A 12,134-nucleotide genomic window follows, 5' to 3' on the forward strand; every position below is an offset into this window, starting at 1 on the left:
CATGGGTCAAACGCAAACGCACGTCAGCGTGAGGCACGATCCGCCAGCGGCACGGCTTCCAGCGATCGGCCGCGCTCCAGATACTCGCGCAGCTCCGCTGGCACATCGGTGCGACCGGTAAACAGCGTTTCCACATCCTTCGGCAGTGGCTGGCTGACCACCCGCTCCAACTCGCCACGCCGGTTCACACTGAATTGCAGTGCGGTGATGCCCATGTAGCGCTCGCGGGTGAGCGCCACCAAGCGGCCACTGTCCTGCAAAATGGTGGGGCGCAGGAACACAATCAGGTTGCGCTTTTCCACTTTGTCGCTGGTGGAACGGAACAGCGCGCCCAGCAGTGGGATATCGCCTAGCAACGGCACCTTGCTGGTCACCCGGCGTACGTCGTCCTGAATCAAACCGCCCAGCACGATGGTCTGGCCGTCATCCGCCAACACTGTGGTCTTGATTGAGCGCTTGTTGGTGATCAAGTCGACCGAGTTCACGCCATCCACCGACGCCTGCACTGACGACGCTTCTTGCTCCAACTGCAACTTCACGGTGCCATCACCCGCCAGCGTCGGCGTTACCGTCAGGGTGATACCCACGTCTTCCCGCTGGATGGTCTGGAACGGGTTGTTGATACCAGAGCCGGTGTTGGTGCTGGTGCCGGTCACAAACGGCACGTTCTGGCCGACGATGAAGGTCGCTTCTTGGTTGTCCAGCGTCAGGATGCTGGGCGTGGACAGCAGGTTCACATTACTGCTGGTAGCCAGTGCCGTCAGCAGCCCGCCCCAACGCAGGTTGCCCTTAGAATCGGTTTCACCGCCGCCAATCACCGCGCCACTGGGCAGCGTGGTGGTAACACTTCCCGACACCGCATAACCGAGAATATCGTTGAGCGACAGGCCAGCATCATTGAAGTTGGAGCCGCCCACCATCGAGTTGGAACCACCCACTGCCCACTGCACCGCCAGGTCTAGGCCTTTGTTGCCGGACACTTCCACAATTGCCGCTTCGATCAGCACCTGCGCGCGGCGCACGTCGAGCTGGCGCACTACACTGGCCAGATCGTCCATCATCGCCGGCTCAGCCCGGATCACCAGCGCGTTGAGCGAAGTGTCAGCCTGGATCGACACATTGGAGTTGGGGTTGGCCGTGGCCTTGTCGCTGCCCTCCGCCTTCACGGTGGCGTCGGCAAAGTTGTTGAGCAATTCTGCCAGCGCTTCGGCGTCGGCGTAGTTCAGCCGCAGTACCTGCGCCGAGCCGGTGCGCGACGGCGGCACATCCAAATCACGCACCAGTTCCGCCACCCGGCGGCGCATCACGCTGTCACCCTTGATGATCAGGCGGTTCGTGCGTTCATCAGCAATCACGCTAATGCGGCCTTCGCGCGGCGCACCTCGGCGGGCGGCGGCACCCTGCGCCGGCGCCTGCTGCGGCGTCAGCGTTTCAATCAGCTTCACCACGTCACCCACCCAGGCGTTACGCAGCGGGATGATCTGGATTTCTTCAGCTTCGGAACCATCGAGGTGGGAAATGATGGCTTCCATGCGACGAATGTTGTCGGCGTGATCGCTGATGATCAGCGCGTTGGCGGAACTCACCGCCGCCAAATGGCCGTACTGCGGCACCAGCGGTCGCAGTACCGGCACCAGCTCTTCCGCCGGCGAGTTGTCGATGCTGATCACTCGCGTGATCAGCTCCTCACCGCTGATATTGGCGTCTTGGTTTAACGGCAGGCTGCCCTGTTTAGCGGTGGTGTTCGGCACGATCTTGATGATCTCACCGGACGGCACCGCCGCGTAACCGTGCACCTGTAGCACCGCTAGGAACAGCTCATAGACCTCGGACGAGGTCAGCTGCTGGCGCGAAATCACCGTCACATCGCGGGCCCGCACGCGCGGGTCAACGACAAAATTCTTGCCGGTCATGTCGGCCACCTGGCCGACAAATGCCTGAATGTCAGCGTTGCGGATGTTCACCGTCCAGGTTTTTTCCGCATTGTCACTGACCACCGGCGTTGCCGGATTCTGCGCCTGCACCGGCAGTGCCAGTGTCAGCGCACCGGCTGCACAGCAAAGAACGGCCAAACTGGTATGGATGACTTTCATGGGTCTTCGCCTTCAGCTCAGGGCGGATAGTTGACGGTGAAGCGCCGTGAGCCGCGCTGCACTTCGATGGAAGCGGACCCGGCTGCCATGGCGTCCTGCATGGCATTCAAGTCCCCCTGCTCTTCACCCAGGGCATGCCCGTTAACGGTGAGAATCTGGTCGCCAGGGCGCAGGCCGACGCTGGCCAGCACCGACGCCGAAGCACTGGGCTGGATGCGGTACCCTTCCGCCGCCCCTTCAGTGACCGGCTCAAGGCCCAGTTGTTCGATGATCATGGCGCGTTGCTGAGCCGGGTCACCATCCGGCACGGTGTTTTCCGCCGTGGCCGGTGGGGCAGGGTCCGGCGCCCGTGACGGGGTGCGACCCGCCACCACACCGGCGCCGAGCGTCAGCTCTTTCAGCCGCAGCGCTTCCAGCCGCCCCTGGCGGCGCAGGATCACGCGGTCGCCCAGCACTTCGTTGAGTTCAGCGTTGCCGGGGATTTTGTCGCCGGGCCGATACAGCATCGCGTCGCGGCCCTGCTCAGCAATGATGGCGCTGGCGCGCGCCGGATCGGAATGCATGAACAGGCCCACCAACTCTAGCCGCAGGCTGGTATCGGGGGCGTCCACCACGCGTTGCTCCGGGGCTTCCGGGGGCACGCCGAAGAAGCGCCAAGCTTCTACCTGGGTCAGCGCCAGCGAACCCAGATCGCGTTGCGCTACTGCTTGCAGCCGGCGCTGGGACGGGTCGGCATCCGGCACGTCCTGTGGCCCGGAGAATGCCAGCCAGAACGTGTTCACCAGCACCGACGCCAACCAGACCGTGAGCAGCACGGCCAGCAGCACGCGTGCCAACGCCGCCAAGCGTTCAATGTGGGGAGGTTGAAGATTAAGGATCATGCACTGTCCCGACTGCCTGCTTCACCCAGGTTCTGGCCTGGATGCTCATTATTATTGCCAGATGTTCCAATGTCGTGACGGCTGGGGACAAAAAAACGCAACCTGCGCGCTCCCTGCGCCGCTTCCCTGCACTGCTATGAGCCTGAACCGCCTAGCAAGTTCATCGGCGGCTCAAGACTGCCCGCCAGACGGTACCAGAGGTTGGCTGACTTCGAATACCACATCCTCATCGCTGCCGCCTTGGCTGACCCCCAGCAAACGGGGCCAGACGCGGTAAACCCGCACCTGTGCCAAGCCATCCTTAACTTGGGCATCGGCGACGGTGGCACCATCCGGGGCGGTGGTAACCATACGCGCCACCTCGCCTTCGTTGAACAACCGAGCTTCCAGCGGCGGCGCTTCGGCGCCTCCCCCCTGCCAACGCACCGAGCCACCACCGTAATGGAGGACCCCGTCCACCTGCAACAGACCCGAGCGCTGCCAACTCACCCGTGACAGCAGACCGAGCACCTCGCCTTCAGCCTGGCCCACTCCAAGGCCGCGCGACAATGGCGCCAGCGCCACGTCAACGCGCACCTCTTCCAGTGTCACTCGGCTCGGCGTGCCAGTCGCCCAACCACGCAGGCTGCCGGCAGCGCTAGTCAGCACCAGGTTGGCGCCAGGCCGCAACCCGCGCCAAGCCAGCGCCCACCCGAAGTGACCCTGCTGATCCGCCCAAGCCCACTGCGCCTTGCCGTCCCAGATGCGGCCTTGAACCCGCTCGAGCTGCAGTGGTTGGCCATCGATCTGCACGCCGTCGAGCTGTGCTAAAACCGGCGCCGCCGGCAACCGCCACAGACCGAACACCAGCAGCGACACCACAAACACCAGGATCAGGATCCGTGCGCGGGGCATGGTCATCTCTCCGCTCAGAACGGGATATCGTCGTCGAAGTCATCCACCGGTGCAGAGAAACCGCCACGGTTGCCGTTGCCACCCTGCTGCTGACCAGACTGCTGTTGGCCACCACGGTTCTGATTGGCTTGGCCCTGACCGCCGCCGAAGCCGCCGCCTTGGTTGCCACCGAAACCACCGCCCTGCTGAGCGCCACCTGGGTTGCCGCCGAAACCGCCACCCTGATTGCCGCCAAAGCCACCACCTTGGTTGCCACCGAAGCCGCCGGCATCAGCGCCGCCATAACCGCCTTGGTTCTGACCGCCGCCCTGGCCGCCAAAGCCGCCACCGCCGTCACCGCGGCCGTCCAGCATCTGCATTTCGCTGGCAACGATCTCGGTGGTGTAGCGGTCTTGGCCATCTTGCCCCTGCCACTTGCGGGTGCGCAGTGAGCCTTCGATGTACACCTTGCTGCCTTTCTTCAGGTACTCACCGGCGATCTCGGCCAAGCGATTGAAGAACACCACCCGGTGCCATTCGGTACGCTCCTGCATCTGCCCGCTATTCTTGTCCTTCCAGCTTTCACTGGTGGCCAAGCTCACGTTGGTGACAGCACCCCCGCTGGGCATGAAGCGGGTTTCCGGGTCCTGGCCCAGGTTACCGATCAGGATCACTTTGTTGATGCCACGTGCCATCGCTACTTACTCCATCGGGTCAGTTCAGTTGTGCGGCCGCAGCGTCGAGCGCGGCCTCGTCAATTTCTGCCGGGTCAATCTTGATCATCGCCACCCCGGACTCGGCGAACACCACTGCTTCCAGCACCCCGGGCACCGCCAGCACCCGTTCGCTCCAGCCAGCCAGCGCAGCCGCTGGCGGCAATGGCAGTGAGCGGCTTTCCAGCCGTCGCAGCGGTGGCATGGTCAATGCCGCCAGCAGCCACGGTACTAACAGCATCGCAGCGGCCCAGAATACCGCGCCGGCACCTTGGTATTGCAACAGCCAACCGCCCAACGCGGCGCCAGCAAACACCCCCAAAAACTGCAAGGTGGAATACAGCCCCATGGCCGTGCCGCGGGTGCCAACCGGAGCCACCCGCCCGACCAGCGATGGCAGCAGGGCTTCCAGCAAATTGAAGCCAGCAAAGAATAGCCACAGCGCCACCGTCAGCAGCCACAGCTGTTTATGCCCGAGCGCCAGTAGCAACTGCGCTGCCAGCAGCAGCACGATCGCCACCAGCTTGGCGCCGCGTAGCCCACGCCGTTCACCACGAATCATCAGCGGCACCATCACCAGCAGGCTGGCAATGAACACCACTAGGTAGAGCACGCTGTGCTGCGCCAATGGCAATTGCTGCTGCAGTAAACCCGGCACCGTCACAAAGGTGGCCATTAGCACTGCATGCAAGATGAAAATGCCGAGATTCATGCGCGCCAATAGCGGATCGCGCACTACGCCCGCCACCCGCGTCCGCCACGGCAGCTGGGCTTCGCGGCTACGCAGTTGCGGCTCCGGCAACCACAACAACGTCATCAATAAGCCCACCAGCGCCAGCCCGGTCGCCAGCCAAAATAGGCCCGACAGACCGAGCCAGGCGGCCAGCGCCGGGCCGATGATGAGCGCCACTATGAATGCACTGCCCACCGTCATACCGACAATGGCCATTGCGCGAGTACGCTGTTGCTCTGAGACCACATCCGCCAGCAGCGCCATGATCACCGCTGCCACCGCGCCGGCGCCCTGCACGGCACGCCCGGCAATGACGCCATAGATACTGTCGGCACTGGCTGCGATCACACCGCCGGCGGCAAACACCAACAGCCCCACCACCATCAGTACTCGGCGTCCGTAGCGGTCGGACAACATGCCGAACGGCACCTGGAACAATGCCTGCAGCAGGCCATAAGCACCGATCGCTACGCCCATCAACAACGGGGTAGCGCCGTCCAGCTCAGCACCGAGCACGGTGAACACTGGCAGGATCATAAACAGCCCGAACATACGCAGACCGAAGATGGCGGCCAGGATGCCGGTGACGCGCCGCTCATTGCGGGCCAGTGCGGTGCGGGAAGCAGTATCGGGCATGGATTCTCTGGGTCGAAAAAGCGCCGGCGGAAAGGGGCGCAGTGTAGCAGGAAAGGTATCGCGCCGGTGACCAAGCAAATTGAACCCCGGCAGAACTGGTGCTAGATTGTGCGCGTCAGTTTTTCTTCGTAGCTCGCCCAGGCGCCCTTCAGGCGATTCAAGCTCCGGCGCTCCGGCACGACCGCTCCCCGACCTCGCACGGTTCGTTCCTTATCTACCCCGGTAGCGCTGCACCTTGGCGTAGTGACTGACGAGGCCCCAGGGCATGGCTTTTACACAGGGATCGACCGATGAATTCCAACAGTAATGGTCACCAGGTATACGTTACAGGCGGGCAGCAGCTGCAGAATTCCCTGCTGACAGAGTTCCTGAGCAAGCAGGACGTGCACGCGATTAGCATCCGCAATATCCAGGATCTGACGCCGGCCCATCTGGCCCAGGCCGAGCAGGCGCTGGTGCTGGTGGACTACAACACCGTCGACATTAACGACACCATCAGCCACTTGCTGAGCATTGACCCCACCGTGGACGCCGATCTGTTTATCGCCGTGTTCAACGTCGATGACGAAGGCTCGCTGTCGCGGCTGGCCGGGCTGCCGATGGTCAACGGCGGCTTCTTGCATGACTGCCCGCAGGACCTGCTGCTGCGCGGCATCCGCGCCATGTTCGAGGGTGAGCTGTGGCTGCCGCGCAAAGTGCTGCAGCAATACTTGATGCGCAGCCGCGCATTCAACAAGACCTTCTCGCGCAGCGAAGTGGCGCTCACCGAACGGGAAGTGGAAGTGTTGAAAGTGATGGCCACCGGCGCCAAGAACTCGGATATCGCCGAGACGCTGAACCTGAGCCCGCACACCATCAAGACCCACATTTACAACATCTTTAAGAAGATCAACGCCTCCAACCGCCTGCAGGCGGTGAACTGGGCGCAAGAGAACCTCTGAGCGCGACGGCCACGGGCACTGTCCCGTGGCCTTGCCATCTTTTTACTCTCCGCCATACCGATCTCGTACCAGTCCAATAGCGGTGCTCTGACAATGGGCCTATACTCTGCTGTCATTTTGGCCAGTAGTACTGTTTCCCATGGACACCATCCTGGTTCGCGGCGCACGCACCCATAACCTCAAGAACATTGACCTCGATCTGCCTCGCGACAAGCTGGTGGTGATCACCGGGCTATCCGGCTCGGGCAAGTCGTCGTTGGCGTTCGACACTCTGTACGCGGAAGGCCAGCGGCGCTATGTGGAGTCGCTGTCGACCTACGCGCGGCAGTTCTTGTCGATGATGGAAAAACCGGATGTGGACCATATCGAGGGTCTGTCGCCGGCGATTTCGATCGAGCAGAAATCCACCAGCCATAACCCGCGCTCCACCGTTGGCACCATCACCGAGATCTACGATTACCTGCGGCTGCTGTTTGCCCGCGCCGGTGAGCCGCGCTGCCCCGAGCACCAGGTGCCGCTGACCGCGCAAACCGTCAGTCAGATGGTGGATCAGGTGCTGGCGCTGCCGGAGGGCAGCAAGCTGATGCTGCTGGCGCCGGTGGTGCGTGACAAGAAAGGTGAGCACTTGCACCTGCTCGACCAGCTGCGAGCGCAGGGTTTCGTCCGTGCCCGCGTCAATGGTCTGGTGATTGACCTGGATGATGTACCGGCGCTGGACAAGAAAAAGAAGCACAGCATTGAAGTGGTGATCGACCGCTTTAAGGTACGCGCTGACCTACAAAACCGACTGGCGGAATCGTTCGAAACCGCACTCGAGCTGGCCGACGGCATCGCCCTGGTGGCACCGATGGAAGGTGATGGCGAGGAGCTGGTGTTCTCCGCGCGCTTCGCCTGCCCCCATTGTGGTTACAGCATTCCGGAGCTGGAGCCACGGCTGTTCTCGTTCAACAACCCGGCCGGTGCTTGCCCCACCTGCGACGGCCTCGGCGTGCAGCAGTTCTTCGATGCCGACAAGGTGGTGACCGATGACTCGCTATCGCTGTCGCAGGGCGCCATCCGTGGCTGGGACCGCCGCCACGTGTACTACTTCCAGATGCTGGGTGCTCTTGCCAGCCATTTCGGCTTTGACCTGGATACCCCGTTCAGCGAGCTGCCAGCCGCGGTGCGCAAGAAAATCCTGCAGGGCACCGGTCGCGAAGAAGTGGAGTTCCGCTACCTCAACGATCGCGGCGATGTGGTGGCCCGCAAACATCCTTTCGAAGGCATCCTGCCGAATATGGAACGGCGCTATCGTGAAACCGAGTCTGAGTCGGTCCGTGAAGACCTAGCGGGTTTCCTTAGCACATCGGCTTGCCCGGCCTGCGATGGATCGCGGCTACGCGAATCCGCGCGCCATGTGTTCATTGATAACCGTTCCCTGCCAGACCTGGTAAGCCTGCCGGTGGGTCGTGCGGCAGCCTATTTCGGTCAGTTGGCGCTGGCCGGCCATCGTGGCGAAATCGCCGCCAAGATCCTCAAGGAAATCCGCGAACGGTTGCAGTTTCTGGTCAACGTCGGCCTCGATTACCTGTCGCTGGCGCGCAACGCCGACACGCTGTCCGGCGGCGAAGCACAGCGCATCCGCCTCGCCTCCCAGATCGGCGCTGGCTTGGTGGGGGTAATGTATGTGCTCGATGAACCATCCATCGGCCTGCACCAACGCGACAATGAACGCCTGCTGAACACGCTGGTACGCCTGCGCGACCTGGGCAACACCGTGATCGTGGTGGAGCACGACGAGGACGCTATCCGTAGCGCTGATTACCTGGTCGACATCGGCCCTGGCGCCGGCGTGCACGGCGGCCAAGTGGTGGCCCAGGGCACCGCCGAAGAAGTAGCGGCTAACCCGGCGTCGATCACCGGCGATTACCTGTCCGGGCGCAAGGCAATTGCCGTGCCGGCGCAGCGCCACCAACCCGGGGAGCAGTGGTTGACGCTGTCCGGTGCGCGCGGCAACAACCTCAAAGACGCTACCCTGCGGGTGCCGGTGGGGCTGTTTACTTGCGTCACCGGGGTTTCCGGTTCCGGCAAATCGACGCTGATCAACAGCACGCTCTATCCGCTGGCGGCAACACGCCTGAACGGTGCCACCAGCCTTAAACCCGCCAGTTACGACCAGCTCGACGGGCTCGATCATTTCGACAAGGTGATCGACATTGACCAGTCGCCGATTGGCCGCACACCGCGCTCCAACCCGGCCACCTACACCGGCCTGTTTACACCGATCCGCGAATTGTTCGCCGGCACTCAAGAAGCGCGCGCACGCGGTTACAAGCCGGGGCGTTTCAGTTTCAACGTGCGCGGCGGCCGTTGTGAGGCCTGCCAAGGCGACGGCGTGATCAAGGTGGAAATGCACTTCCTACCGGACATCTATGTGCCCTGCGAAGTGTGCGCCGGCAAACGCTATAACCGCGAGACCTTGGAGATCCTCTACAAGGGTAAAAGCATCCACGATGTGCTCGACATGACCGTGGAAGTGGCGCGCGAGTTCTTCGATGCGGTACCGGCGCTGGCGCGCAAGCTGCAGACGCTGATCGATGTGGGCTTGAGTTACATTACTCTCGGCCAGGCCGCCACTACGCTGTCCGGTGGCGAAGCACAGCGGGTCAAGCTGGCCAAAGAGCTGTCCAAGCGCGACACCGGCCGCACGCTGTACATCCTCGATGAGCCCACCACCGGGCTGCACTTCCACGACATCCAGCAGCTGCTTGGCGTGTTGTTCAGGCTGCGCGACCAGGGCAACAGTATTTTGGTGATCGAACACAACTTGGATGTCATCAAGACCGCCGACTGGATCGTTGATCTAGGGCCGGAAGGCGGTGATGGCGGCGGGCAGATCATTGCCGAGGGCACGCCGGAACAAGTGGCCGAAGTGGCCGGCAGTCATACCGCGCGTTTCCTAAAACCGCTGCTGTAACAACCTGCCGCCCCAGAATCTGACACTGTCGATGCTGGGGCGGCCTAGTCGTGCATTTTTCCCTCTACCGCTCCAATCCCCCCGCCACTTTTCCTGCGTGAGCCGCCGATTGCTGCCGAATGTTAACCACGCTCGCTCACTGCAATCCCCAAAACCAAACAAAAGCAGCCGCCCTCTCGTTTGGCGCCCAGCAATGACCGCAAAAAATAATTTTTTGAGATGCGAAACACCGGCCCGTATTGGCTTTCCTTCACGCAAAAAAAAAGCACCGAGCATGGCCCACTATTCCGGCAGTTAGCCCCACACATTGCCAAACAACCTACTGATATAAAAAGAACAAAAAACAGCGAGGACATTTTTGGCGTAAACCTGCATTGACCCATATCAACACCGTTTTCACGGTCGATGGCACCATGGGCGAGCCCCATCAATCATGTGTGCCCAACCGGGAGGCTGCGTGTCTTTAGAGCTAGACCTGATGAGCTGGATTTTTTCAGCGCTTCCTATCATTGCCCTACTTATTTTAATGGTCCAAATGAACTGGACCGCCCAGCAGGCGGGAGCCACTGGGATCTTCATCTCGGTCGGAGTGGCCATTTTCGTTTTTGACATGAGTCTGCGCGCGCTGTCAGTGTCCGGTGCTAAGGGCGTTTGGGATGCGCTGCCAATTCTCTACGTGGTGTGGCCGGCGCTGTTGCTGTACCAGGTGATGAATCAGTCCGGCGGCTATGACGCGTTGCGCCAAGGCATTGCCAAGCTGTCCCGTAACGAGCTGTTCGTGGTGGTCGCGCTGGGCTGGGTGTTCACCTCGTTCCTGCAAGGCATCGACGGTTTCGGCACCCCGATCGCGGTGGTGGCGCCACTGCTGGTGGCCTTCGGCATGAAGCCGATCTACGCCGTGGCGATTCCGATCATTGCCCACATCTGGGCCAAGTTCTTCGGCACCCTTGGTGTTGGCTGGCTGGCAACGTTGGCGGTAGTGGATTTCGACCCCGCCAGCGAGCTGTCTATGGGCCTGCAAGCGGCCGCGCTGATCAGCATCCAGGCATTTTTCGGCGGCTTCACCGTGGCCTACATGTATGGTCGCTGGGCGGCGGTGAAAGCCGGTCTGCCACTGGTATTGATCATTGCCAGCATCCACGCCATCGGCCAGTTCCTGGTGGTCTACATCGACCCGATTCTGGCCGCCTTCCTGCCGGCCGCCCTCGCGATGTTGGCGCTGTACCCGCTGTCACGCTGGCGCCGGTACCGCGAGCCGGATCTGAGCATCACCGACCGCCCCGCCATGCTCGGCGACGCGCATGTGGAAGCGCAGTCGACGGCCGCACCGATGGGCATGGGCATGGCGTTCTTCCCCTACGCCCTGTTGACGGTGTTGGCACTGGCCACCTCGCTGATTGATCCCCTGCGTGCATTCCTGCACGGGCCGTCATTCGGTTTCCTGTTCCCGGCGCTGCAGTCTGCTGCCGGCGGCGGTTTGGCGGCAGCAGAGCTGTACGCACCGCTGCATTTCCTCAACCATCCAGGCGCCACCATCACCGTGACCGCGCTGGTAACGTGGGTTCTGTTCCGGCGCAAGGACTTCTTCCGCCAGTGGACCGCCCGCAGTGGCAAGCAGCCGGCCGGCATTTTGCAGGGGCTGGTGGCCTCGGCGGTGCCAGCCTCGGTGCCGATCGTCGCCTTCCTGGTGCTGGCCTCGGTGATGAAACACTCCGGTCAGAACGCCATGTTGGCGCTGGGTGTCGCCGCCATTGCGCCGACCTACGTGTTCGCGTTCCTCGCCAACGGCATCGGCTTGTTGGGCGCCTTCATGACTTCCAGCAGCACCTCATCACAGGTCATTTTCTCGGAGTTGCAGGTGGAGCTGGCTAAAGCCAAAGGCCTGCCGCCGACCACCATTCTGGCCGCCCAGAGTGCCGGCGGTGCGATCGGCAACGCCATCGCCCCCGCCAACGTGGTGATGGGCGCCAGTACCGCCAACATCAACGGCCAGGAAGGCGCGATCTTGCGTAAAACGCTGCCGTGGACGCTGGCAGCCTTCGTCCTCACCGGCGTGATGACGGTGCTGTTTTCCCTGTATTTCTGAGACCGGAGACGTCTTGTGATTAAGCGCATTCTACAAAACAGACTCTCGTATCTGAGTGTCTCGCTCGTGTTGTTCATGATCTCGCTGCCACTGGTAAGCCACGGCGCGGTGAACGATGAACGCTTCTACTCATTGCTGGGCGTGATTGCGATCAACATCGCAGCAGCAATTCCCCCTGTTCAGCGCCTTTTATTTCCGCCCAAGCGCAGCGTTTGAAGAACA

The 12,134-nt window shown here is 62.1% G+C and carries 9 protein-coding genes; 4 read left to right on the forward strand and 5 right to left on the reverse strand.

The annotated features are described in order from the left end of the window. Positions 1–23 precede the first annotated feature (23 nt). The 5 genes from gspD to AB5I84_RS13345 all read right to left on the reverse strand — a co-directional run bounded on the left by gspD (position 24) and on the right by AB5I84_RS13345 (position 5,929). Entirely contained in the window at positions 24–2,093 is a 2,070-nt protein-coding gene (gspD, locus tag AB5I84_RS13325; protein WP_369456411.1) for a type II secretion system secretin GspD, read from the reverse strand. 17 nt (positions 2,094–2,110) lie between these two features. Beyond that, a complete protein-coding gene (locus AB5I84_RS13330; protein WP_369456412.1) occupies positions 2,111–2,974 on the reverse strand; it encodes a type II secretion system protein N in 864 nt (287 codons plus the stop codon). 171 nt (positions 2,975–3,145) lie between these two features. Next, positions 3,146–3,868, reverse strand: a complete 723-nt coding sequence (locus tag AB5I84_RS13335; protein WP_369456413.1) for a hypothetical protein — start codon at positions 3,866–3,868, stop codon at positions 3,146–3,148. A gap of 14 nt (positions 3,869–3,882) precedes the next feature. Continuing rightward, a complete protein-coding gene (gene ssb / locus AB5I84_RS13340; RefSeq protein WP_369456414.1) occupies positions 3,883–4,542 on the reverse strand; it encodes a single-stranded DNA-binding protein in 660 nt (219 codons plus the stop codon). A 19-nt stretch (positions 4,543–4,561) separates the two neighbouring features. Beyond that, positions 4,562–5,929 (reverse strand): MFS transporter, encoded by a 1,368-nt coding sequence (locus AB5I84_RS13345; RefSeq protein ID WP_369456415.1) that lies wholly within the window; start codon positions 5,927–5,929, stop codon positions 4,562–4,564. A gap of 290 nt (positions 5,930–6,219) precedes the next feature. Here AB5I84_RS13345 and AB5I84_RS13350 point away from each other — a divergent pair, with 290 nt between their 5' ends. The 4 genes from AB5I84_RS13350 (at position 6,220) to AB5I84_RS13365 (ending at position 12,128) form a co-directional block, all read left to right on the forward strand. Continuing rightward, positions 6,220–6,870, forward strand: coding sequence for a LuxR C-terminal-related transcriptional regulator (locus AB5I84_RS13350; protein WP_369456416.1), 651 nt, complete (start codon positions 6,220–6,222; stop codon positions 6,868–6,870). Between the two features lie 139 nt (positions 6,871–7,009). After that, complete coding sequence (gene uvrA, locus AB5I84_RS13355) at positions 7,010–9,826, forward strand: excinuclease ABC subunit UvrA (RefSeq protein WP_369456417.1); 2,817 nt, start codon at positions 7,010–7,012, stop codon at positions 9,824–9,826. Positions 9,827–10,304: 478 nt separating this feature from the next. Then, on the forward strand, positions 10,305–11,912 hold the full coding sequence (locus tag AB5I84_RS13360; protein ID WP_369456460.1) for an L-lactate permease: 1,608 nt from the start codon (positions 10,305–10,307) through the stop codon (positions 11,910–11,912). A 15-nt stretch (positions 11,913–11,927) separates the two neighbouring features. Next, the gene (locus AB5I84_RS13365; RefSeq protein WP_369456418.1) at positions 11,928–12,128 is read left to right on the forward strand and encodes a hypothetical protein; all 201 of its coding nucleotides are present in this window, start codon (positions 11,928–11,930) and stop codon (positions 12,126–12,128) included. The last annotated feature ends 6 nt before the right edge of the window (positions 12,129–12,134 follow it).

Origin of the sequence: Alcanivorax sp. REN37, assembly GCF_041102775.1 — a bacterium.
Taxonomy (GTDB): domain Bacteria; phylum Pseudomonadota; class Gammaproteobacteria; order Pseudomonadales; family Alcanivoracaceae; genus Isoalcanivorax; species Isoalcanivorax beigongshangi.

What these genes read in the sequence shown, in the direction of transcription:
- AB5I84_RS13335 (WP_369456413.1), bottom strand. Translation starts at nt 3,868, where the DNA reads ATGCCCCGCGCACGGATCCTGATCCTGGTGTTTGTGGTGTCGCTGCTG.
- gspD (WP_369456411.1), bottom strand. Translation starts at nt 2,093, where the DNA reads ATGAAAGTCATCCATACCAGTTTGGCCGTTCTTTGCTGTGCAGCCGGT.
- uvrA (WP_369456417.1), top strand. Translation starts at nt 7,010, where the DNA reads ATGGACACCATCCTGGTTCGCGGCGCACGCACCCATAACCTCAAGAAC.
- AB5I84_RS13350 (WP_369456416.1), top strand. Translation starts at nt 6,220, where the DNA reads ATGAATTCCAACAGTAATGGTCACCAGGTATACGTTACAGGCGGGCAG.
- AB5I84_RS13360 (WP_369456460.1), top strand. Translation starts at nt 10,305, where the DNA reads ATGAGCTGGATTTTTTCAGCGCTTCCTATCATTGCCCTACTTATTTTA.
- AB5I84_RS13345 (WP_369456415.1), bottom strand. Translation starts at nt 5,929, where the DNA reads ATGCCCGATACTGCTTCCCGCACCGCACTGGCCCGCAATGAGCGGCGC.
- AB5I84_RS13330 (WP_369456412.1), bottom strand. Translation starts at nt 2,974, where the DNA reads ATGATCCTTAATCTTCAACCTCCCCACATTGAACGCTTGGCGGCGTTG.
- ssb (WP_369456414.1), bottom strand. Translation starts at nt 4,542, where the DNA reads ATGGCACGTGGCATCAACAAAGTGATCCTGATCGGTAACCTGGGCCAG.